The following is a 20,116-nucleotide window of genomic DNA, read 5'->3' as shown; positions in this document are numbered from 1 at the left end:
GAATTGGAGGCGATCACCCAATTGGGTGACCGCAGAACGCTCAGCCGAGAAGTTCGAGCGTGCGGCTGTCCTTCTCCCCGCCAAAATACTTCTGCAGCACCGATGCGAAGACGCTGTCGGCCCCCGCCACCTCGGCAAACAGCGTCATGCAGGAGCGCAGCTTGAGGTCGTCGGGCGACCCGAAAACGGCATGGGCCGATGAGGCCTCGAGCGCCATCAGCAGCGCACAGCACTCCTTGATCCGGCTGCCAAGCACCGGGTGTGCGAGGTAAGACAGCGCCTCTGCGCGCGACTGGATGGCATAGCGCACGGCCATGTCGCTCTGGCCCAGGCCCTTGTACTGGGGAAAGACGAACCACATCCAGTGCGAGCGCTTCTTGCCGGCCTTGAGTTCGGCCAGCACCCGCTCCCACACGGGCTCCTGCGCAGCCAGAAAGCGGTCGAGGACGGGGGGCAAGGGCATGGGTCGTGGGGCACAGGGCCGTAGCTTGCTCGGCAGCGCCTTGCGGGGACGCAGGGCACCACGCGTTCATGTTCATGGTACCAAGACTTGCGGTGATGAACGCTGCGCCGCCGCGCAAAAGCAACAGATGCGAGCCTCAAGGACTCCGCATGGCCGCCCCACCATCAATTCGGCCGCTTCATGATGACCTGGCGCAGCTCCTCGTACTCGCTGCGCGTCATGGCCTGGGCGTCGTAGGCGCGCACCAGGTCATCGAGCTCGCGGCCCTTTGAGAACTTGACGCCCTCCTGCACGGTTACGCGCGAGGTGCTGCTGCTCACACAGCCGGCCAGCGATGCCAGGCAGGCGCAGGCGATGGCAGCGCAGGCCATCCAACGGATATGGTTCTTCATGGCGTGGCCCTCCCTTTCACTTCACGCTGTCGATCAGCCGGCGGCGCTGGCTGTCGTATTCGCTGCGGTTCATTGCGCCGTTGTTGAAGGCGCTCTTGAGCTCGATCAATTGCTGGCCAATGGTGGCCTCGACCGGCGCGCGCACGACTTCGGTGGAACTGCATGCCGGCAGGGCCAGCACGGCCGCCGCGGCAAGAAACGCCATGGTTGTTGGGAATTTCATGCACCCTCCTCCTTGGATTGATATCAGGCACGGAATCCTAGCCCACTTCGGGCAGGCGGATCGCATGCAAATGGCGTTGGTCCCGCCCCTCCTTTCCTCTATGCTCCCGTCGCCATGCACCTCACGCCCACCTACCTGCAGGACCTGCTGCTCGACCCCGCTACCCACCCGCGTGGCCAGCCGCACCTGAGCGCGGCCAGCGGCCTGGTGCGGGCCGGCGCATGGCTGTACCTGGTGGCCGACGACGAACACCACCTGGCCCTGCTGCCCGCTGACGCAGCCTTGCTGCCGCAAGCACCGCAGGTGCAGTTGCACCGCATCCTGCCGGGCGACCTGCCCACCGAGCCGCGCGAACGCAAGAAGCGCAAGCCCGACCTGGAAGCGCTGGCCCTGCTGCCCGCGTCACCCGCCCACCCGCACGGGGCGCTGCTGGCCCTGGGGTCCGGCTCCAAGCCCAACCGGCAGCGAGGCCTTGTCATCGCGCTCGATGCCACCGGTCGCCCCGATGGTGGCGCTGCACGGGTGGTGGACCTGTCCGCCCTCTACGCGCCCCTGCGCGCGCAGTTTGCCGACCTGAACATCGAAGGCGCCTTTGCCGCCCACGAGGCATTGCACCTGCTGCAGCGCGGCAACAAGGGCGATGCGCGCAATGCCTGCATCACCTACCCGCTGGCACCGCTGCTGGACTGGCTGGCCGGCACGCGCGCGCAGCCACCGGCGCCGCTGCGCACCACCTTGTTCGACCTGGGTACGGTGGATGGCGTGCCCCTGGGTTTTACCGATGGCACGGCCCTGCCCGGCAACGATGGCGGATGGCTCTTCAGCGCCGTGGCCGAGAACACCGACGACAGCTATGCCGACGGTGAGTGCGTGGCATCTGCGATTGGCTGGGTTGGAGCGGATGGCGTGCTGCAGCGCATGGTGGCCCTGGAGGGGGCGCCCAAGGTCGAAGGGATTGCGCTGGATGGAGACGGGTGGCTGTTGATGGCTACGGATGCGGATGGTCCGGAGCGGGCGTCGCGGTTGCTGGTCGTGGCGCTGGATTGACGGATGGCCAAGCACATGCCCCCTGCCAATTCAGACCGCGCCCCGATGACCGCGCCACAGCAAAACAGCTTCCGCAGCGAAGGTGTGCTTCATCTACCGGGCTTCATCCCCAAGCCACGGCTCAATGCCGCCAAGGACAGCATCCTTGCCGAACTCCTGCGCCTCAGGATCTGGAGCGGCAGCAAAAGCCTGGGCAGCGCCCTCGACCGCCTGCCCGCCTTCCAGCAGATCGCCCGCCTGTCATCGCAGGTGAAAGCGCCGAATCTGCACGATGCCCTGTGCACGCCCGAGCTACAGGCCGCCGTCGCCGCACTGGGGGGCGCGCAACCCACCACCGCACAGGGCGAACAGTTGCTGCTCTCACTGCCACGCCAGGGCGCATGGTCGCTGGCCCGGTTGAATTGGCATGTGGACGTGGCGCCCCGGCCCGACCCCGATGAGGTACCGGGCATCCAGGCGTTCTACCTGATCGACGATGTGGTGCCACAGGGCGGCGCCACCCTGGCGCTGGCGCGCTCGCACCGATTGGCGCCACCGGCCGCTGGTGCGCTGCGCAGCGCACTGAAAAGCAGCAATGCAGACCTGGCACCGGCCCTGGCCGCGTCGGGCACGGCACTGGTCGAGATGTGTGGCAAAGCCGGCGATGTGTTCCTGATGGACATGCGCACGCTGCATTCGCCTTCGGTCAATGCCTCCAAGCACATCCGCATGATGGCGACCACGCGCTTTGCGCTGGGGGCGCTGCGGTAGCTAAGGCACCACAAAGGCCCCCAACGCCACCACCCACGCCCCCAGCAACAGCAGGCTGGCCCACAGGTTCCACCGGCCCCAGGCCTCGTCCCACGCCACCTCGGGCTGCCCCCATTTCGCCAGGCTCACCAGCGCCTGCCCGCCATTGAAGGTGGCCAGCGGCAGCAGGTTCACGGCGCCCAGCTTGGCGCAGACCAGGCCGAGAATGGCCACGAACCCATGGTCGCCCACAAACGCCTGGAACGATTGCAGATAGACCTGCGCCTGGCCCAGGGGCGACACGGCGCCCAGCACCACCTGTGCAAACCCGCGGATAAAGGCCGCCCACCCCTCGGCGCCGAGAATGCCCACGCCCGCAGCCACCAGGGCGGCCGCGCCGGTCAGGGGCAACAGCACCTGCATCCACAGCGGCTGGTGGTTGAAGGCATCGTGGAAGTCGGCGGGGTCCATCGCATCCCCGCCCTCGCCTTCGCCTTCGTCCTTTACCCGCGAGTCCTTCAGCACCACACTGCCGGCCACTGGCAATAGCCGCAGATGCACGGGCCCCAGGCGCAGCAGCGTGGGGCCAATGCCGAACGACACGCTGCGCACGCGGATGCCCATGCCAATGGCGCAAAGGGCCATGGTGGCGATGTGGATCACCACGGCCAAGGCGACCGCAGCGAGGGCCATGCCCCATTGAGTGGCGGCGCCAGTCACTCGGCGCCTGTCTTCATCGGCGGAGGCACCGCGAGGCCACGGACCTTGGTCCAGTACTCGTTATGCACATCGGCATCCACCGCAGGCGCTATATGGGTCGGGTACAGCGCATCGCGCCCATCCTTGCGCGGGCCGGATATCCAGTACGGGTCGCCCGTGGCCTCATCGAAGTAGTTTGACTTGAAACCACTGCCTTTCTGGCTCTGGAAGGACTGCCCGGCGTAGTAAAGGGTGGCGCCGGTCTTGGAGAAGCGCACCCGGCCAATGCGGGCAGGCCCGGTGAGGCCGCCGGCCTTGCATTCGATGTACATGATGCGGGGTTTCATGCCGTACGTAGAGAAGCCGAAACAGGTGGGCTAAACAACGATTCTTCTGGGCCTGAAGATTTGATGACAATGTAATCTTGTTTCTTCGCGTCCCATGCAAATCCAGCGCTAACGATCGCCGATGAATCGTCGCCAAAAATTCGGAACAACCCTAGTAGATCTTCAATTCGGAACTCATACGCGCATTTGTGCCGCTTGTAGTCAGAGAAGACAAGCATGGATGAGAAAGACTTCTGCTCTACCCACGTTTGCATCCAATAGTAGTGAATGAGCTGGTTGCATACTTCCATGACTGAGAGAGTTTCCGACTCTGGGTGTTCCAGATCGAAGCGCTCATGAGGCCAGCCCGAACCAGTCACAGTAAACGGCTTGTTTCCAATTTCTTGTAGCGCAACACGGCCATGGTGGCTCTGCGCGCTCTGTCATTCACCTTGGGTCGCTCCAATAGCGAGCGAACTTGGAACGCAACAAGCATGAGCTTTCGCTCGAAGAGGACTTGTTGTTTCTCAGACCACCGTCGATAAGTGCGATGTTTTTTAAGCCAAGCGAGTTCAGCCCTCAACTCTGCGCGCCAATAGCTGGATTCGATCATTGCAGAAAGCAAATTTAGGACTGCACAATGTAGCGCTAAAGACAAATAGCTCTGCGATTCCGAGTCTGCCTTATCCTGACAACGGGCCCCCAAACGCCGCCCCCAACACCCCCACAGCCTCCCGCCCCCTTCCACCCCGCACCCGCGAATGCAGCACCACCGGCAGCCGCGGCAATGCCGGCAGGCCCAACCGCACACCCACGTCCACCGCGCCCAGCGGCAGCATGCGCGGCGCCAGTGCCGCCACGCCCAGCCCGGCGATGACCGCGGCAGACACCGCCGCCACCCCGCCGCCCACAAACGCCTCGAGCCAGGGCACGCCGGCCTCGTCGAGCAAGCGGCTGGCCACCACGCGCACGCCACACGGTTCGGCCAGGGTCACGATGGGCAAGGGCTCGCCTGCGCGGTGCTGCCAGGTGGGGGCGGCGTACCAGCCAAAGGCTTCTTCGGCCAGCACCTGGCCGTCGCTGCGGCCCGCGCTGAAGCGCAGGAGGGCCACGTCGAGTTCGCGCCGGTCATAGGCCTGCAGCAAATCGCCCGATGAGCCGATGCGGATCTCGATCACCAAGCCCGGGTCGTGCGTGTTCATGCGCGCGATGAGGGCGGGCAGATCGGGCCCGGCCACATGGTCGCTGATGCCGATGGCGATGCGCTCGCGCTCGGCCTGCTCGGCAAAGGTGGCCAGGGTGCGCTGGTGCACGGCCAGCAGTTCGCGCGCGGGGTCGAGGAACGCGGCGCCGCGGGCCGACAGCTCCACATGGCGTGGCGTGCGTTCGATCAGGCGGCAGCCCAGGCGGTCTTCCAGGCGCTTGAGTTTGAGACTCACCGCCGCCTGGGTGGTCTGCATGGCGTCGGCCGCGCGGGTGAAGCTGCCCAGCTCGGCGATGCGCACAAAGGCTTCGATGGCGTCGAGGTCCAGAGGGCGTTGCTGGGGCTGCGGCGGTGGGTGCAGAGTGGCCTTTGCCATATGCAAGCATTATCTCTGTTATCAATTGCAATAACAAGGTGCAATGACTAGCATGGGGCCACCTCAACTTCTGATGGACCGCTTCCCATGCCCCTGCTCCACATCGCCCTGCGTGCCGGCAAGCCCGAGGCCTACCGCAAGGCCCTTTGCGACAGCCTGTACCGCGCCATGCGCGAGACCTTCAATGTGCCCGAGGACGACGAGTTCATGGTCATCACCGAGCACGATGCCGCCAACTTCCGCTACAGCCCCACCTACCTGGGCGTGGCGCGCAGCGATGACCTGGTGTTCATCCAGATCACCGCCAACAACACGCGCACGCTGGAGCAGAAAAAAGCGCTGTACCAGCGCATCACGCAGCTTCTGGGCGAGAACCCGGGCGTGCGGCCCGAGGATGTGTTCATCAGCCTGGTGGAAGTGGCCAAGGAGAATTGGTCCTTCGGCCACGGGTTAGCGCAATATGCGTAATCGGAAAGCCGCCCCAGGTCAAACACGCTCGCCGTTTCGGATACGGTAGCTGGGCTGGTACATGGTCACGAACTCTTCGGCCGCCGTGGGGTGCACGGCCATGGTGCGGTCGAAGTCGTCCTTGGTGGCGCCGGCCTTGAGGGAGATGCCCAGCAGCTGCACCATCTCGCCCGCGTCGTGGCCCAGCACGTGGGCGCCCAGCACCTTGCGGCTGGCGGCATCGACGATGAGCTTCATGAGCATCTTCTCGGTGCGGCCCGAGAGCGTGGCCTTCATGGGGCGGAATTCGGCGCGGTAGACCTCGATCTCGGCATGGCGCTTGGCGGCGTCTTCTTCCGACAGGCCCACGGTGCCGATCTCGGGCTGCGAGAACACGGCCGTGGCGATCAGGTCGTGGTCGGGTGCGGTGGGCTGGCCGCGGTACTCGGTGGCAATGAAGCACATGGCCTCGTGGATGGCCACGGGCGTGAGCTGCACGCGGTTGGTCACGTCGCCCAGCGCCCAGATGCTGGGCACGTTAGTGCGCGAATACGCATCCACGATGATGGCGCCGCGCTCGTCCAGGGCCACGCCGGCCGCCTCCAGCCCCAGGCCCCGGGTGTTGGGGTCGCGGCCCAGCGCCAGAATGACGGTGTCGACGGCCAGGGTCTCGCCGTTCTTGGTGGTGGCGATGAGGCCGCCGCCCTCGCCCTCCACCCGGGCCACGTTCTCGATCACATCGCTGAGCAGAATGCGGATGCCCTTGTCCACCATGGCCTTGTGCAGGCCCTGGCGCAGGTCGTGGTCAAAGCGCGAGAGGATTTCCTTGCCGCGGTAGATCAGCGTCACCTCCACGCCCAGGCCGTGGAAGACATTGGCGAACTCGACCGCGATATAGCCGCCCCCGGCGATCAGGATGGAGCGCGGCAGCGCGGCCAGGTCGAAGGCTTCGTTGGAGCTGATGCACAGTTCGTGCCCCGGCAGCGCCGCATGCGGGTTGGGCGCGCCACCCGTGGCGATGACGATGCGCTCGGCCGTGACCGTTTTGCCCGTGGCCACGATGCGCACGGTGTGCGCGTCCACCAGCTCGGCGCGGCTGTCGATGACCTCGGCCTGGTTGCTCTCCAGGCCGCGGCGGTACAGGCCTTCCAGCCGGGCGATCTCCTTGTCCTTGGCCGCTATCAGCGCCTTCCAGTCGAAGCTGGGCGTGCCCACGGTCCAGCCATAGCCCGCAGCGTCCTCGAAGTGTTCGTGGAACTGCGAGGCATAGACGAACAGCTTCTTGGGCACACAGCCGCGTATCACGCAGGTGCCGCCAAAGCGGTGTTCCTCGGCCACGGCCACGCGCTTGCCCAGCGATGCGGCCACGCGCCCGGCGCGCACGCCGCCCGAGCCCCCGCCAATCACGAACAGGTCATAGTCATAGGCGCTCATCGCATGGGTTCCTTGCCGGTCGGCGTGGGGGGCGAGGCGTTGCCTCGCGCCGCTGTCAGTCTGTAGGGGTTCGCGGCGATGGTATGCCAATGCGCAAGGGTTTGCCTGACCAGGGGCATGCCCGCCCCTTCCCCATCAATTACTCACCCATTCATCGCGCCGCGCCACACCAATCTGACGTTGTAGGCCTCGTCCGTCACGGGGCTGCGCCGAAAGAAATACCGCTCGGCCATGCGATCGCAGACCTGTGCCAGCGCGCTTTGCTGCTGCCGGCTGAGCCCTTCCCCATCCATCTCCACCTCGGCCGTGCCGTTGAAGGACAGTGTCTCGGCATTCTTTTCCGAGTAATGGGCGAACACCTCGTCCACGGCCGCCAGCGCATGGCGCACCAGGGTATCAAACGGAACCTTGTCGGCAAACTGCACCACGCAGGTGAATGCTCCGACATCACCACCATCGCCGTAGCGCTTTTCGGTGGTGAACGACGGCTCTTCACACGCCACCTCGGTGGCCTCGCCGGCCAGGGCATGGGGCGACAGAACGATATAGCCCAGTCCCGTCAGCCGGCCCGTTGGATACGCGCTGCACACCACGCCATCCTGGTATTTGCCCAGTGACGACAACCAGAACCCCTCAAGCGGGATGTGCAGGCTGGCAGAGGGTTGCTGCGCCAACAGATTGTCATGGAGGTGAAGCACCGGCTCGCGCGCAAACGCCGCATACACGCCTTCCTGTGCGGCCAAGTAGCAATCCAGCTTCTGCCCGGAAAAGGCCGGTTCCATGCCATCGGCATCCAGCAGGTACAGCCTGCCAGCCCACATGAACGCCCAGGCCCCGCCGATTTCCGCCAGTTCGTAGAAGCCTTCGCTGTCGGCTTCGATCTCGATGCTCTGGATGACCGCCCTGGCCTTCACGTCGTACACATCGCACCGGGCCCGCGAGTCGGGTAGTGGGGTCGAAACCAGGATGCGGCCGTCGATCCACGTCGTGTAGGCCGATTCATCCAGCGGGTAGAGCACCTGCTCACGCCCGCTGGCATCGACGGCAAAGATCTCCCTGGGGCTGTGGCGGCGGAACACAAAGTCGCCATCGCAGTGCCCCAAAAAATCCAGATAGCGCCCCGTCACCTCGAAAGCCAGGCGGCCATCGGGGTGCTTCACGGAGTGGGTGGACACGGGATCTCGTTTGTCGTCCAGGGAATAGACCCACTCGCCGTAGACCTGGGCTGCCTTTTTTGGCGCCGCCTTTTTCTTCTTGGCTTTGGCGAGGCCGCCCTGGCCATCGACCCGCTCCAGATAGAAAACCCCGTCGGCCTGCTCGACCAGGATGTCGCCCTGGTCATCGGCCCACACCCGCTTCAATCCCTCTCCGGTATGGACGATGGGAATGCCCTCTTTGCCCAGCTCCCACAGGTAGCCGAACGAGAGCAGGAACACCCTGGCCCCGCAAACCACATAGAAATTCTCGGACGCCGGGCAGATGACTGCCTTTGCATGCTTTGCCATGGTCTTGACTGCTTTGTTCGCTGAATGGGGTGCGCTCATGCCGCCAGGTACTTCTGCGCAGCCTTGTTGCGCTTGGTGACCGCACGCTCCATCGCATTTCTTCCCTGCTGGTCACGCCGGTCGCGGTCCACACCGGCCTGCAGCAGCAGGGGGATGCAATCGGTGGCCTTCCAGTACAGGGCTTCGTGCAGGGCATTGCCGCCGTCGTGCATGGTGTGGTTGGGGTCTGCACCGCGTGCCAGCAGCAGGGCCACGGCATCGGTCCATCGGGCGGCGATGGCCGCAGCCAGGGCGCAGGACTGCCCGGGCGGTGCGTCGGCGGGCAGGCCCAGGTCCAGCAGTTGCTGCAGTAGCGCCAGGGGCGGCCGCAGCTTGTCGCGGCGCACCCAGTGGCGCAGCGTGGAGGCTGCGGCACCGGCCCACAGCGGGTCGTCCTGCCCGGGTACGGGTTTGCCGGCACTGCGGGCCACCAGGTCGTTCAGCATGGCGGCATCCATTTCCGGCTGCTCGGTGACCGACTCCACCAGCAGGTTCGGAAAAATCCCGGGCACCAGCACCAGGGCGTGGTCGACACCCTCGCGCCACAGCCGCTCCAGCGCCTGGTGGTTGCCGTCCTTCAGGGCATGCACCAGCAGGCGACGGCGCTGCTCCTCGTCGGGTGGTGACTGCTCCAACAAGGTATCGAGCCAGGCATGGTCATGGGTCCAGACGGCGTGGGTCTGGCGCGACGCCATCTCGTTCTGCAGGGTGGACTCGGACCAGGCGATGCGGGCACCGTGTGCCACCATCAATTCGCGCACACGCTGATGGCATCCCTGGGCCAGGGGCGAGCCGTGGATCGGGCTGAAAGCGTTGACGTCGGCTCCCGCATCCAGCAGCAGTTGCGCGGCCTGCAGGCAGCGCGTGGGTGGCTCGCTCAGGTGCGCGGACGAGCCGACCAGCATATGCAAGGCAGTAGCGCCCTGGTCATCGGTGCCGTTCACGTCGGCACCGGCGTCAAGCAATGCCTGCACCAGTTGGCTGTCGAAGGCATAGGCCGCGCGCAGCAGGGGAAACACCGACATGGTGGCGTACTCGGGCATGCGCGTGACCAGGGCCACCGGGTCGGGACGCGCGCCGGCCTTCAGCAGCGCGATGATGGCATCGGTGGGCAAGGGCGTGTCGTTGCGCCCGTCCTTGACGGTGAACAGGTGCACCATCAGCGGCCAGTGGCCTACCACGGTGTCGGGGTCGAGACCATGGTGGTGCACCAGGTCGAGCAGGGCCTCATGGTGGTCGCCGGCGAGCAGTTGGCGCACCTCTTCCATCGGGTCCATCTTGCGCGCGGCGGCCTCGAACTGCTTCTTGCTCAGCTCCTTGCCCGGGCCGTTGAACCACAGGCTCTGGAGTTGGCCGTCGCCTGCCCCATCGTCCCACTCGCAGCCGAAGAGCTTGCCGCCTCGCTCCGCCAGGCCGGCAGGCCAGCCATCGCCCGGCAGCAGGGACCAGGGGCCGAGCACAGCCAGTTCGGCCAGCAGGCCCACGCAACTGGCAAACTCGAAGCTGGCGCCCGAGCCTTCGGGCAGGCCGAGCAGCGACTCCAGCGCCCGGGCCTGCGCATCCAGTGGCAGGTGTTGCGTGGCCTCGGCTTCGTCGACCCAGCGGCGGGCCTCGGCGCGCGACTGGAAGTACAGGGTGTAGTGCAAACGGTTTTCTGACATGGAATACAACGGGGCTGAATCGGCCACAACGGCCATGCCCGATTGTGGCGATGGACTGAGCGCCCGCGCTGGACAAGTTGTCCACTGGCAGGCAGTGGCCAGGCCTGGCCTGTTCGATGTGTCCCGCCCTTGCACTACCGCTGCGCGGCATCCACCATGTTGGTCAACTGCCCGAGCACGGGCACGGCATCCTTCACGCCCTTGGCCTGCTGGTCGGCGGCCCAGGTGGCCTGCACGCGGCGGTGGTCGGTGGCGGCGGCCCAGAGTAAACACGGTGCGGTGCGGGCCATCCACCCGCACTTCACACTGGCCTCACCAGGCCGCGCAACACTCGCGGGCATCGATCCCACACCACCCTGTGCGCCATGTCCCCACCACTTCGCTGCGCCGCCCTGCCCTTCGTGTTCATCGGCGCCATCTACCTGGGCGTTCGGCTGTGGCTCCAACTCGGCGATGTTTCGCTGGCCCACTGCCCTGCAAATCTGGTCTGGTACGGCCTGGCCAGCGGCGACAAGAAATGCAGCTGGCCGCTGGCGGTCTACCTGGCCAAGGACATGGGTGGCGCCGCCATCACCGCCGTGCTGCCTGTGCTGCTGTGCGCCGCCGTGGCCCCGCCCGCAGACAAGAAGGCTGCGGCCTGCCTCGCAGCCATGGCCATCTGCGCCCTGGGGCTGCTGTTCCTGGTGGGTGGCTCGCATCACCTGCGGCCCGCCAGCCTGCTTTTGGGTGTGGGCGTGGCGTTGGTGCTGTCGTCCTGGCTTGCGGCAGGGTGCGTGGCGCGCGCGGTGCGGCCACACTGACCGCCGTGCTCAATTGATCAAGGCCCCCAGCAGGAAGGCCAGGCCCAGCAGCAGCCAGTCGTTGAGGATATGCGCCAACGATGGCACCGACAGGTTCCTGGTGCGCAGGTAGGCCAGCCACAGCACCATGCGCGACACGCTGATGATCACCAGACTTTGCGCGATATTCCACCCGTAGGTCGGCAGGTGCAAGGCGCCGAACAGCAGCGCCGACACCACCCACGCCCCCACGATGGCCCGGCGCCGGGGCCAGCCCAGCGGGCCCGCCAGCCAGGTGAGCAGAGCCAGGAAGGGCAGCACGGTGAGAATCTCTTCGCCAATCAGGTGCGGGATGGTGCAGGCGATGAAGACGATCTTCTCGGCCGTGCCCATGGCGGCCAGCGCCTTGACCACCGGGTTGGGCACAGCGCCAAAGAATTTGGAAACCACCAGCGCCACGGCCACCGTCACCACGATGTTGAGCAGCACCAGGCCGATGGCCAGCCGCACATCGCGCCAGCCCATGCGCCGAAACAGCTGCTGCCACTGCGGCCCCGCCACCGTGCGCAGGGCCAACAGCGGCAGCGCGGGGAAGGCCAACGCCGGAACCAGTGCAGTCCAGCCGCCCGATACGCGCATGGCGGCCACCGCGGGAACGTGCAGCGCGCCGTAGGCTGCCATGGCCACCAGCAGCACGATGAACCACTGGCGCGCGCCCAGCGCCACGGGCTGGCCGTTGTAGAACGGGAAGTCGGTCCCCGGGGGCTGGTGCGTGGTGTCAGGTGTCATGCAATACGGATGGGGGCAGGCGCTGTGAAGAGCATAGCGCGGCACCGGCCCGCACTTCATACAGGCCTCACAGAGCGAAACCACACTGGCGCACCGTTGGCTCTTCTCTTCACACGACACGATGCAATTTCTGAAAACCGCGCTGCGCTGGGGCGCCCTGCCCTTTGTCTTCATGGGCGCAATCCTGATCGGCTGCTGGATGTGGTGGGTCTTCCTCCAGATCCCCGTGGCGGCCTGCCCGCCTCCCTTGGCAAGCTACGCAGAGGACCCTGCCAGCGTGACCTGCGGCCTGCTGCTGGGCGCGCGCCTGTTGCTGGACATTGGCGGTGCCTCGATGCCGGGCCTGATGGCGGTGTTTCTCTGCGCGCTGGTGGCACCCGCGCAGAGACCTGCCGTGGCCAGCGCCGCGGCCCTCGGGGCCAGTGCATTGGGGCTGGTGTACCTGCTGGCCACCCTGTCTCTGCGCAGCCCGATGAAGCTGCCGGTGCGGGCCGACCTGCTGGGGATCGCCGCAGCGCCCTGGCTGACGGTCTGGCTGGTTGTCCACCTCAACCGGCAGACGAGTCGGCGGCTTGGCGCCTGGCGTGCGATGGCGCAGGCAATGCCCCCAAGGAATCAAAAAAAGTGATGGCAATGCATTGATATTCCGTATTACCACCCTGCAGTCCCCTGTCGTGATACTGCGCTACCTCATTTTTTGGTAGCCACATGAAACGAAGCAATGCACAGGGCTGGGGAGCAGAAAATTTGGGTATCCACAAGACCTTCGCGGCCATGGTGGTGCTCGCGGCGGGCGGGGCGGCGTCGCTGCCTGCCCACGCGCAGGGCCAGCTCACGGTGTTCGGCACGGTCGATGTCTACGCCGGCCATGGCAGCCAGGGGCCCCGGTCGTGGACACGGCTGGAGAGCGGGGGCAATGCCGAGTCGCGCCTGGGCTTTCGCGGCACGGAAGACCTGGGCGGCGGCGTGTCGGCGCGCTTCATGCTGGAGGCCGGCTTCAATACCGACACCGGGGGCGATGCGTCGGGCACGCTCAGCTTTGCGCGGCAGTCCTGGGTGGCCTTGGCGGGCCCCGCGGGCTCGGTGCAGCTGGGGCGCACCTACACCCCCATGTTCCAGGCCATGGCGCGGGCCGATCCGTTTGCGCTCAACACGGTCTTCTCGCCGATGAACATGGGGGCTTCGCCGTTTCCGGCCGCGGCGGCCACGGCCCCTGCGCTGCGCCCCTTCGCAGCCCGTGCCAGCAACATGCTGCGCTACCGCACGCCCGCCGCCAACGGCCTGTTTGCGGACGCGGCCTATGCGTTCGCAGAGTCCGCCAGCGGCGACCAGCGCAGCGGCGAGGTGTATGGCGGCGCGCTGGGCTGGGACAGGGGCCCGCTGTACGCCGCCTACGCCTTCCAGGGCACGCGCTTCAGCGCAGCCGCCACCGCCGCCAACCCGGTGCCGGCCCCGGTCATCACGCGCTACCAGGCACTCACGGCGGCCTACAGGGCCAGCGAATCGGTGCAGGTCTTTGCCATTGTGTCGCACACCGGGTCGAGCGACGAGGCCATCAAGAGCGCACGGGTGGCCAGCGCCGGCGCCGCCTGGAATGTGGCGCCCGCATCCAGGCTCTTGTTCAGCGCGGCGCAGCGCAAGACGCTGGGCGAGCGGGCCTCGCGCATTGCATGGACCCTGGGCTACGACCATGCGCTGAGCCGCAGGACGGTGCTCTACGGCCGCATCCTGGGCACCGGCAGCCACGGCACGCCCGCCACGGCAGCGGCAGCCGTGGCCCCCTCGGCACGCCTGCTGGCCGTTGGCATGCGCCACACGTTCTGATCGGCCTGGCCTCGAGGCCCTGCCGCACTTCCCCCTCCTCCCGCATTTCCCTGACCATGACGCACCTGCCCCGCAACCCACTCCCCCTTCGGCGCGCCCACCTCGTATCTGCCGCCCTCATCGCCTTGAGCGCCAGTGCCTTTGCGGCCACGGGCGACCAGGGCACAGGACCGGACTGGGCCCAGTCCCAGGGTGTGAGCCAGAGCCTGCGCAACGCAGGCTCGGGCGCACCCACCACCCCGATTGCTCCCGCCGCGGCGCCCGGCCCCTTGCCCGCGTCGCCTCGGGCGCCGGGCGCATCCTCGCCGTCAGCGCCGCAGGCCGCACAGTTGCGCTTGCCCGACGGAACCCAGGCCACCTTCGGGCAGTACCTGGCGGAGAACTTCGTGGAGGGCCTGCTCATCATGCACCGTGGCCAGGTCGTGTACGAGCAGTACTTCAACGGCATGAAGGCTTCGGACACGCATGGCTGGGCGTCGATGGCCAAGTCGGTGGTGGGCGTGCTGGCCGCGCAGCTCGCCTCGGAGCACAAGATCGACCTGGGCGCCGAGCTGGGCCGCTATGTGCCGGAGCTGCGCGATACCCCGTTCGGCAAGGCCACGGTGCAGCAGAACCTGGACATGCAGGTGGCCCTGACCTACCAGAAGGGCGTGCCGCCGGATATCGGCCTGTTCACCGCCGTGGGTCTGCTACCCCGGCGCGAGGGCATGCCGGGCACCATCCTCGATTTCCTGAACACCGTGGGGCAGGCGCAGGAGCCGCATGGCAGCGCCTTCTATTACCAGAACGGATCGACCGAGGCCGTGGCCCTGGCCCTCAGCCGGGTCAGCGGGCAGCCACTGGCCGAACTCGTTTCCCAGCGCCTGTGGCGCCCCATGGGCGCGCAAGCGCCGGGCCGCTACGTGGTGGACGCCACCGGGCTGGCCTTCTCCGCGGGCGGCATGGCCAGCACCTTGCGCGACGCAGCGCGCTTTGCCGAGCTGATCCGCCTGAAAGGGCGGGTTGCGGGCCGCCAGGTGCTGGCGCCCGAGGCGCTGGACAAGGTGCTGGCCACGCCACCGGCCACCAACCAGCAGTTGCTCGCAAGCGCCGGCCGCGCGGGTGCCGGTGGCACCGGCTATGCCAACTTCTGGTGGCATCCGGTGCGCACGCCCGGCGTGGTCATGGCCCTGGGCCGCTACGGGCAACGCCTCTACATCGACCCCCACAATGAACTGAGCATCGCCCAGTTCGGCGCCTACCCGGACAACCGCCCCCGGGCCAGCACCGCCGGGCAACGGGCCGCCGCGCATGAAAGCGCGCTGCGCACCGACGATGGGGTCATGGCCCTGGCGCAGGCGGTGCTGGCCCAGCTCAAATCACCGGCGCAATAAGGCCCTTCGGCATCACCCCTGCTGCACCCGGTTGCGCCCGGCCTGCTTGGCGGCGTACAGCGCAGCATCGGCCCGGCCGTAGAGGCGCTCGGCATCCTCGCCCTCTACCAGGGTGGCAGTGCCCACGCTGATGGTCACGGGCATCTCGGGCCAGGGGCCGGCTTCCACCATCTTGCGGATGCGCTCGCCCACCTCGTGGGCCCCGGCCTCGCCGGTGCTGGGCAGGATGACGGCGAACTCTTCGCCGCCCACGCGGGCCACCACGTCCACGGTGCGGGCGCAGGCCTTCATATGGCCGGCAATGGCCTGCAGCACGCGGTCACCGCCATCGTGGCCCAGAGTGTCGTTCACGCGCTTGAAATGGTCCACGTCCAGCATGAGCAGGCTCAGCGGCGTTCCGCGGCGCTGCACGATGGCCAGCTCCTGCGCCATGTGGGCGTCGAAGGCGCGGCGGTTGCGCAGGCCGGTCAGGGGGTCGGTGGTGGCCAGCTCTTCAAGCCTCATGTTGAGCTCGTCCACGCGCTGGATCTGCTCGACCAGCTGCAGGTTGATGCTGGCGGCCTGCTGCAGGGCGATGCGCAGGCGGATCTCGCGCAGGGCGGACTGGCCCAGCTCGGTGAGCACGTCGATGTCCTGTTCGGTCCAGTGCCGGGGCGAGAAGTCAAGCGCGCAGAAGGTGCCCAGGGCGTCGCCATCTTCCGTGAGCAGCGGCATGCCGGCATAGGCGCGCACGCGCCCGGCCTTGACGCCCGGCAGGTCGCGGAACACGGGCAGCAGGCTGGCGTCTTCGATCACCAGGGGCTGCCGGGTCGTGGCCACATAGTGGCAGAAGGTGCGGCCCATCTGGTCTCGGCTGCCGCCGGGCGTGGCCACGCCGGGGCCCAGGGCCGTGCTCATGTGGAAGTCGCGCCCCCGGTCGAGCAGCGAGACAAACACCACCGGCGCGCCGGTCAGCCGCGAGGCCAGGCGGGTGAGGCGGTCGAAGGTCTCCTCGGGCGCACTGTCGAGCAGGCCCGTGCGCTGCACGGCTTCCAAGCGCCGCGGATCGGACAACGCGGTGTGGATGCTGACATCGTCCGGCGGGGGGGCAAGCGCGAGGTCCATGGCGTGGGGAGAGCTGGCTGCGTAGTTCGCGGGTGGTTGGTTGCCTGCATTATTGGCGCACGGGCCATGCCGCTACATCGGGAATCCCCTCTAACGGCCGACGTCTGCTCACCAGACACAGCGGCAGAGCTGGCGGTATCGGCCTCCTGTCGACATCGGGTAGTCCTTGTCGTTTTCGAGCTGGCCCTTGCGGGGCAGACACTGTTGGCGGCATTCCTCGACCTGGCTGAATGGCCCTGGGGCAAGCCCCCTGAGCAAACCCATGACCAGCACGAAGGAACCGATCAAGCCACAGAAGACCATCGCCACCAGCCAACCCGGTGGAATGCGTGCAACGAGCCTCTGCAGGAACGAAGCCGTTCTCTCCTGACCGCCTGCTTCTCTGCGCCGCTTACGGACCATTGCTATCGGGCCACAGAAAGACCGCCTACGGCTGGTGCGGCCGGATGGCCACCAGCACGTTCTCGCCCTCCACCCGCTCGGCGCGGAACTCCACGCGCGTACCGGGCTGCAGGCCCTTGAGCAGCGCCGCGTCGCGCACGCGGTAGGTGATGGTGGAAAACGGGATCTTGACGCCCGGCGCCACCTTGATGTGCGCGAACGTGTCGCGGCTGCCCGGCTCCTGCGAGATGGCGCGGAACTCGCCATGGGTGTAGACAGAGGCGGCAGGGTCGGCAGCGGCCGCCTGGGCCAGGGCGGCCACCGGCATGCAGCACAGCAGCGCCGCTGCGGCGGCCAAGGAGCGGAGCGTTGTCATGGGCTGGGTGGTCGTCATGCGCAAAAGCATACCCCACACCACCGCCCTTGCCCAAGCGGGCAATGTCCATTCACCAAGCGGGCAATGCCCATTCAAGGGCACAGGGATCGATCGCCCGACACCGCCAACTCCGTGATCTTGGCGATGGACCCGTACTTGCCGGCGGGGCCGGCCTGGGCATGGGTACGCAGGGATGCCTTGACCTGTACCGGCGTGACCAGCAGGGGCACATCGCCCTGGAGAGTTTTGATCTGCGCCATCACCGCACGGTTCACCTCCACAAAATGGATCTGGTCTGGCGCGGTGCGCAGGTCGAAGCGCCCGGGCCCTACCGCAAGGCAGCCCGACAGGTTTTCGGCGGCCATGGAGGAACTGCAGGCCAGGGCGGCAAGGGCCAGAACAGGAAGGCGTTGGATGGCGGTCATGGGCAGGTGCTGAGAAGTATGCACGCTACCAGACTCATCGCGTGGTGCAAGGTTCCTCCACCCCTTCAAGCTTTCGGCGTGAACGCGCAGGCACCAGGGCAATGCCCAGCGCCCCCAGCACCAACAGCGCAGCCACACCAAACGTGGCCTGCAGCCCGGTCAGCACCGCGCCGGACTGCACCATGGCGCCGCCCTGCCCGCCCGCCCCCCAGGCAAACACGGCGCCCATGGCCGATGCGCCGGTGACCAGGCCCAGATTGCGCGAGAGGTTGAGCAGGCCCGACACCACGCCGCGCTGCGCACCCGCACCAGCCATCACCGCCGTATTGTTGGCCGCCTGGAACAGCGCGTACCCCGCAGTGACGACCACCAGCGGGCCCACATAGCCGGCCACCCCTGCGGCCGGCCACAGCACGGGCAGCAGCACCATCAGCACCGCACCGGCGGTCATGGCCGCCAACCCCGCCACCACGGTGCGCCCGCTGCCCAGCCGGTCCACCAGGCGCCCGGCGGGCACGCCCGCCAGGGCCGAGACCAGCGGCCCGCATGACATGGCCAGCCCCACCTGGGCCGGCGCCAGCCCCAGCGCCCCCGCCAGGTAGAACGGGCCCACCACCAGCGTGGCCATGACCACGGTGGTGACCAGCGCGCCCATCGCAAAGCCCGCGCCCAGTGCCGGGCGCTGGAACAGGGACAGAGGCACCAGCGCGGCCACACCGCGCCGCCCGGCCCCGCGCTGCAGATGGATGAACAGCACCAGGCCCACCAGGGCTGCAGCCAGCAGCGCGCCATTGAGCAGACCAAAGTGGCCGCGCCCCAGCGTCATCGCCAGGGCATAGGCAGCCAGTGTGGCCGCCAGCAGCAGCGCGCCGGCGATGTCGAAACGCGGGCGCTTAACCTCTGCACGGGCGCTGTCTGCCGGCAGGCTGCGGCGCGCCATCCACCAGGCCGCCACGCCTAGCGGCAGGTTCACGGCAAACAGCGCCGGCCAGCCCCAACCCGCGATCAGCACCCCGCCCAGCGTGGGCCCCAGTGCCGTGCCCACGGCCGACAAGGTGCCCAAAAGGCCCATGGCACTGCCCGTGCGTTCGGCGGGCACGGCATCGGCCACCAGGGCCATGGCCAACGCCATCATCACCGCGGCGCCCAGGCCCTGCAGTGCGCGTGCCGCCACCAGCCAGGGCAGCGATGGGGCCAGCGCGCACAGCAGCGATGCGCCGGTGAACAACGCCAGCCCCGCCAGCAGCAGGCGCCGGCGCCCCAGCACATCGCCCAGCCGCCCCACCCCGACCACGGCCGTGGTGGTGGCCAGCAGGTAGGCCAGCACCACCCACTGCACCTGCTGGAAGCTGGCATCAAACGCCTGCGCCAGCGTGGGCAGGCCCACATTGGCAACGCTGGTGCCCAGCGAGGCCAGCAGCGTGGCGAGGCCCAGGCTGGCGAGTACGGCACGCGGTGCGCCGGGAGCGGAAAGGGAGGCGGTATTCATGGTGCAGCGGCTGGAATGGGATCGATGCACCGAGCGTAGGCATTTGCCAGCCATGGCGGAAGGCGCAGCATTTGCATTGAATCAGTGCAGTCAACGCCATTCCAGAACACAATGGGCTCCCATGTCCCGACCCGACCTGAACCTGCTCGTCACCCTGGATGTGCTGCTGACCGAAGGCAATGTGGCACGCGCCGCCAGGCGCCTGCACCTGAGCCCCTCGGCCATGAGCCGGGCGCTCTCGCGCCTGCGCGAGACCACGGGCGACCCGCTCCTGGTGCGCGCCGGCCGCGGCCTGGTGCCCACGCCGCGCGCGCTGGAGCTGCGCGAGCGCGTGGGCCAGCTGGTGCACGACACCGAGGCCGTGCTGCGCCCGGCCCAGGCACCGGACCTGGCGCAGGTCGAGCGCACATTCACCCTGCGCACCAGCGATGGCTTTGTGGAGACCTTCGGCCCCGCGTTGATCGAACGCGTGGCGGCCGAGGCGCCGGGGGTGCGCCTGCGCTTCGTGCAAAAGACCGACAAGGACAGCACCCCGCTGCGCGATGGCGCGGTGGACCTGGAGACCGGCGTGCTCAGCCCTGCCATGGGCCCCGAGGTGCGCGTGCAGGCCCTGTTCCGCGACCGCTTTGTGGGCGTGGTGCGCGCGGGCCACCCCTTGGCTGCTGCCCGTGTGACGACCAGGCGCTACACCGCCGGCCGGCACATCGCCGTATCGCGGCGCGGGCTGGAGCAAGGCCCTATCGAGCAGGTGATGGACCCGCTGGGCCTGGCGCGCGACATCGCCACCACCGTGGGCGGCTTTGCCACGGCGCTGGCCCTGGCCCGCGCCACCGACCTGATCGCCACCGTGCCCGAGCGCCACACCGCCGGCCTGCGCACAGGCCTGCACAGCTTTGCCCTGCCCGTAGCGGTGCCGCCCATCACCGTGTCGCTGCTGTGGCACCCGCGCCTGCACGCGGACCCGGTGCACCGGTGGCTGCGGGGTGTGGTGCTGAAGGTGTGCGGGGGCGCTTCACCTCTCTGAAGCGCAG

General features: G+C 67.7%; 22 protein-coding genes. 8 read left to right on the top strand and 14 right to left on the bottom strand.

The features are described 5' to 3' along the window. Window positions 1–40: 40 nt before the first annotated feature. From AC3WOH_RS20270 to AC3WOH_RS20260, 3 genes are all read right to left on the bottom strand, one after another. Window positions 41–463: a DUF1810 domain-containing protein gene (locus AC3WOH_RS20270; RefSeq protein ID WP_492231128.1), complete on the bottom strand. Its 423-nt coding sequence runs from the start codon at window positions 461–463 to the stop codon at window positions 41–43. Window positions 464–627: 164 nt separating this feature from the next. After that, window positions 628–855, bottom strand: coding sequence for a hypothetical protein (locus AC3WOH_RS20265; protein WP_492231127.1), 228 nt, complete (start codon window positions 853–855; stop codon window positions 628–630). A gap of 16 nt (window positions 856–871) precedes the next feature. Further along, a complete protein-coding gene (locus tag AC3WOH_RS20260) occupies window positions 872–1,078 on the bottom strand; it encodes a hypothetical protein (protein WP_492231126.1) in 207 nt (68 codons plus the stop codon). Window positions 1,079–1,192: 114 nt separating this feature from the next. Here AC3WOH_RS20260 and AC3WOH_RS20255 point away from each other — a divergent pair, with 114 nt between their 5' ends. Both AC3WOH_RS20255 and AC3WOH_RS20250 read left to right on the top strand, forming a co-directional pair. Next, on the top strand, window positions 1,193–2,125 hold the full coding sequence (locus AC3WOH_RS20255) for a DUF6929 family protein (RefSeq protein WP_492231125.1): 933 nt from the start codon (window positions 1,193–1,195) through the stop codon (window positions 2,123–2,125). A 45-nt stretch (window positions 2,126–2,170) separates the two neighbouring features. Further along, window positions 2,171–2,875 carry a phytanoyl-CoA dioxygenase family protein gene (locus AC3WOH_RS20250; RefSeq protein WP_492231124.1) on the top strand — a complete coding sequence of 235 codons (705 nt, stop codon included), beginning with the start codon at window positions 2,171–2,173 and terminating at the stop codon, window positions 2,873–2,875. Here AC3WOH_RS20250 and AC3WOH_RS20245 read toward each other — a convergent pair whose 3' ends face one another. The 3 genes from AC3WOH_RS20245 to AC3WOH_RS20235 all read right to left on the bottom strand — a co-directional run bounded on the left by AC3WOH_RS20245 (window position 2,876) and on the right by AC3WOH_RS20235 (window position 5,459). Then, complete coding sequence (locus AC3WOH_RS20245) at window positions 2,876–3,547, bottom strand: site-2 protease family protein (protein WP_492231123.1); 672 nt, start codon at window positions 3,545–3,547, stop codon at window positions 2,876–2,878. Window positions 3,548–3,570: 23 nt separating this feature from the next. Beyond that, window positions 3,571–3,900, bottom strand: a complete 330-nt coding sequence (locus tag AC3WOH_RS20240) for a 1-deoxy-D-xylulose-5-phosphate synthase (protein ID WP_492231122.1) — start codon at window positions 3,898–3,900, stop codon at window positions 3,571–3,573. Window positions 3,901–4,562: 662 nt separating this feature from the next. Further along, window positions 4,563–5,459 carry a LysR family transcriptional regulator gene (locus AC3WOH_RS20235; RefSeq protein WP_492231121.1) on the bottom strand — a complete coding sequence of 299 codons (897 nt, stop codon included), beginning with the start codon at window positions 5,457–5,459 and terminating at the stop codon, window positions 4,563–4,565. 87 nt (window positions 5,460–5,546) lie between these two features. Here AC3WOH_RS20235 and AC3WOH_RS20230 point away from each other — a divergent pair, with 87 nt between their 5' ends. Continuing rightward, complete coding sequence (locus AC3WOH_RS20230; protein WP_492231120.1) at window positions 5,547–5,927, top strand: tautomerase family protein; 381 nt, start codon at window positions 5,547–5,549, stop codon at window positions 5,925–5,927. An 18-nt stretch (window positions 5,928–5,945) separates the two neighbouring features. Here the strand turns inward: AC3WOH_RS20230 and gor are convergent, their stop codons facing one another. The 3 genes from gor to AC3WOH_RS20215 form a co-directional block, all read right to left on the bottom strand. Continuing rightward, entirely contained in the window at window positions 5,946–7,340 is a 1,395-nt protein-coding gene (gor, locus tag AC3WOH_RS20225; RefSeq protein WP_492231119.1) for a glutathione-disulfide reductase, read from the bottom strand. Window positions 7,341–7,483: 143 nt separating this feature from the next. Beyond that, a complete protein-coding gene (locus tag AC3WOH_RS20220; RefSeq protein ID WP_492231118.1) occupies window positions 7,484–8,884 on the bottom strand; it encodes a hypothetical protein in 1,401 nt (466 codons plus the stop codon). Then, entirely contained in the window at window positions 8,881–10,545 is a 1,665-nt protein-coding gene (locus AC3WOH_RS20215; protein ID WP_492231117.1) for an ankyrin repeat domain-containing protein, read from the bottom strand. The genes AC3WOH_RS20220 and AC3WOH_RS20215 overlap by 4 nt, the downstream gene beginning before the upstream one ends. 365 nt (window positions 10,546–10,910) lie before the next feature. Between AC3WOH_RS20215 and AC3WOH_RS20210 the strand changes: the two genes are divergently transcribed. Beyond that, window positions 10,911–11,345: a hypothetical protein gene (locus AC3WOH_RS20210; RefSeq protein ID WP_492231116.1), complete on the top strand. Its 435-nt coding sequence runs from the start codon at window positions 10,911–10,913 to the stop codon at window positions 11,343–11,345. 9 nt (window positions 11,346–11,354) lie between these two features. Here AC3WOH_RS20210 and AC3WOH_RS20205 read toward each other — a convergent pair whose 3' ends face one another. After that, window positions 11,355–12,113 (bottom strand): CPBP family intramembrane glutamic endopeptidase, encoded by a 759-nt coding sequence (locus AC3WOH_RS20205; RefSeq protein ID WP_492231115.1) that lies wholly within the window; start codon window positions 12,111–12,113, stop codon window positions 11,355–11,357. A 121-nt stretch (window positions 12,114–12,234) separates the two neighbouring features. Here AC3WOH_RS20205 and AC3WOH_RS20200 point away from each other — a divergent pair, with 121 nt between their 5' ends. The 3 genes from AC3WOH_RS20200 (at window position 12,235) to AC3WOH_RS20190 (ending at window position 15,310) form a co-directional block, all read left to right on the top strand. Beyond that, a complete protein-coding gene (locus tag AC3WOH_RS20200) occupies window positions 12,235–12,741 on the top strand; it encodes a hypothetical protein (protein WP_492231114.1) in 507 nt (168 codons plus the stop codon). A 119-nt stretch (window positions 12,742–12,860) separates the two neighbouring features. After that, window positions 12,861–13,937, top strand: coding sequence for a porin (locus AC3WOH_RS20195; RefSeq protein ID WP_492231113.1), 1,077 nt, complete (start codon window positions 12,861–12,863; stop codon window positions 13,935–13,937). A 56-nt stretch (window positions 13,938–13,993) separates the two neighbouring features. Further along, the gene (locus tag AC3WOH_RS20190; RefSeq protein WP_492231112.1) at window positions 13,994–15,310 is read left to right on the top strand and encodes a serine hydrolase domain-containing protein; all 1,317 of its coding nucleotides are present in this window, start codon (window positions 13,994–13,996) and stop codon (window positions 15,308–15,310) included. A 12-nt stretch (window positions 15,311–15,322) separates the two neighbouring features. Here the strand turns inward: AC3WOH_RS20190 and AC3WOH_RS20185 are convergent, their stop codons facing one another. From AC3WOH_RS20185 to AC3WOH_RS20170, 4 genes are all read right to left on the bottom strand, one after another. Continuing rightward, window positions 15,323–16,414: a sensor domain-containing diguanylate cyclase gene (locus AC3WOH_RS20185; RefSeq protein ID WP_492231111.1), complete on the bottom strand. Its 1,092-nt coding sequence runs from the start codon at window positions 16,412–16,414 to the stop codon at window positions 15,323–15,325. Between the two features lie 427 nt (window positions 16,415–16,841). Next, entirely contained in the window at window positions 16,842–17,171 is a 330-nt protein-coding gene (locus AC3WOH_RS20180; RefSeq protein WP_492231110.1) for a copper-binding protein, read from the bottom strand. Between the two features lie 92 nt (window positions 17,172–17,263). Further along, window positions 17,264–17,596 (bottom strand): hypothetical protein, encoded by a 333-nt coding sequence (locus AC3WOH_RS20175; protein ID WP_492231109.1) that lies wholly within the window; start codon window positions 17,594–17,596, stop codon window positions 17,264–17,266. Window positions 17,597–17,630: 34 nt separating this feature from the next. Then, on the bottom strand, window positions 17,631–19,085 hold the full coding sequence (locus tag AC3WOH_RS20170) for an MFS transporter (protein WP_492231108.1): 1,455 nt from the start codon (window positions 19,083–19,085) through the stop codon (window positions 17,631–17,633). Window positions 19,086–19,206: 121 nt separating this feature from the next. Between AC3WOH_RS20170 and AC3WOH_RS20165 the strand changes: the two genes are divergently transcribed. Continuing rightward, the gene (locus tag AC3WOH_RS20165) at window positions 19,207–20,109 is read left to right on the top strand and encodes a LysR family transcriptional regulator (RefSeq protein WP_492231107.1); all 903 of its coding nucleotides are present in this window, start codon (window positions 19,207–19,209) and stop codon (window positions 20,107–20,109) included. Window positions 20,110–20,116 lie beyond the last annotated feature (7 nt).

It is taken from the genome of Acidovorax sp. FW305-C-20-28, from assembly GCF_058783375.1.
Note: the sequence above shows the minus strand (reverse complement) of the source record. Positions and strands in the feature narration are given on the sequence as shown.

Bases quoted from the DNA above. Each gene is read 5' to 3' on its own strand.
- AC3WOH_RS20270 (WP_492231128.1), bottom strand. From the start codon at position 463: ATGCCCTTGCCCCCCGTCCTCGACCGCTTTCTGGCTGCGCAGGAGCCC.
- AC3WOH_RS20265 (WP_492231127.1), bottom strand. From the start codon at position 855: ATGAAGAACCATATCCGTTGGATGGCCTGCGCTGCCATCGCCTGCGCC.
- AC3WOH_RS20260 (WP_492231126.1), bottom strand. From the start codon at position 1,078: ATGAAATTCCCAACAACCATGGCGTTTCTTGCCGCGGCGGCCGTGCTG.
- AC3WOH_RS20255 (WP_492231125.1), top strand. From the start codon at position 1,193: ATGCACCTCACGCCCACCTACCTGCAGGACCTGCTGCTCGACCCCGCT.
- AC3WOH_RS20250 (WP_492231124.1), top strand. From the start codon at position 2,171: ATGACCGCGCCACAGCAAAACAGCTTCCGCAGCGAAGGTGTGCTTCAT.
- AC3WOH_RS20245 (WP_492231123.1), bottom strand. From the start codon at position 3,547: ATGGCCCTCGCTGCGGTCGCCTTGGCCGTGGTGATCCACATCGCCACC.
- AC3WOH_RS20240 (WP_492231122.1), bottom strand. From the start codon at position 3,900: ATGAAACCCCGCATCATGTACATCGAATGCAAGGCCGGCGGCCTCACC.
- AC3WOH_RS20235 (WP_492231121.1), bottom strand. From the start codon at position 5,459: ATGGCAAAGGCCACTCTGCACCCACCGCCGCAGCCCCAGCAACGCCCT.
- AC3WOH_RS20230 (WP_492231120.1), top strand. From the start codon at position 5,547: ATGCCCCTGCTCCACATCGCCCTGCGTGCCGGCAAGCCCGAGGCCTAC.
- gor (WP_492231119.1), bottom strand. From the start codon at position 7,340: ATGAGCGCCTATGACTATGACCTGTTCGTGATTGGCGGGGGCTCGGGC.
- AC3WOH_RS20220 (WP_492231118.1), bottom strand. From the start codon at position 8,884: ATGAGCGCACCCCATTCAGCGAACAAAGCAGTCAAGACCATGGCAAAG.
- AC3WOH_RS20215 (WP_492231117.1), bottom strand. From the start codon at position 10,545: ATGTCAGAAAACCGTTTGCACTACACCCTGTACTTCCAGTCGCGCGCC.
- AC3WOH_RS20210 (WP_492231116.1), top strand. From the start codon at position 10,911: ATGTCCCCACCACTTCGCTGCGCCGCCCTGCCCTTCGTGTTCATCGGC.
- AC3WOH_RS20205 (WP_492231115.1), bottom strand. From the start codon at position 12,113: ATGACACCTGACACCACGCACCAGCCCCCGGGGACCGACTTCCCGTTC.
- AC3WOH_RS20200 (WP_492231114.1), top strand. From the start codon at position 12,235: ATGCAATTTCTGAAAACCGCGCTGCGCTGGGGCGCCCTGCCCTTTGTC.
- AC3WOH_RS20190 (WP_492231112.1), top strand. From the start codon at position 13,994: ATGACGCACCTGCCCCGCAACCCACTCCCCCTTCGGCGCGCCCACCTC.
- AC3WOH_RS20185 (WP_492231111.1), bottom strand. From the start codon at position 16,414: ATGGACCTCGCGCTTGCCCCCCCGCCGGACGATGTCAGCATCCACACC.
- AC3WOH_RS20180 (WP_492231110.1), bottom strand. From the start codon at position 17,171: ATGACAACGCTCCGCTCCTTGGCCGCCGCAGCGGCGCTGCTGTGCTGC.
- AC3WOH_RS20175 (WP_492231109.1), bottom strand. From the start codon at position 17,596: ATGACCGCCATCCAACGCCTTCCTGTTCTGGCCCTTGCCGCCCTGGCC.
- AC3WOH_RS20170 (WP_492231108.1), bottom strand. From the start codon at position 19,085: ATGAATACCGCCTCCCTTTCCGCTCCCGGCGCACCGCGTGCCGTACTC.
- AC3WOH_RS20165 (WP_492231107.1), top strand. From the start codon at position 19,207: ATGTCCCGACCCGACCTGAACCTGCTCGTCACCCTGGATGTGCTGCTG.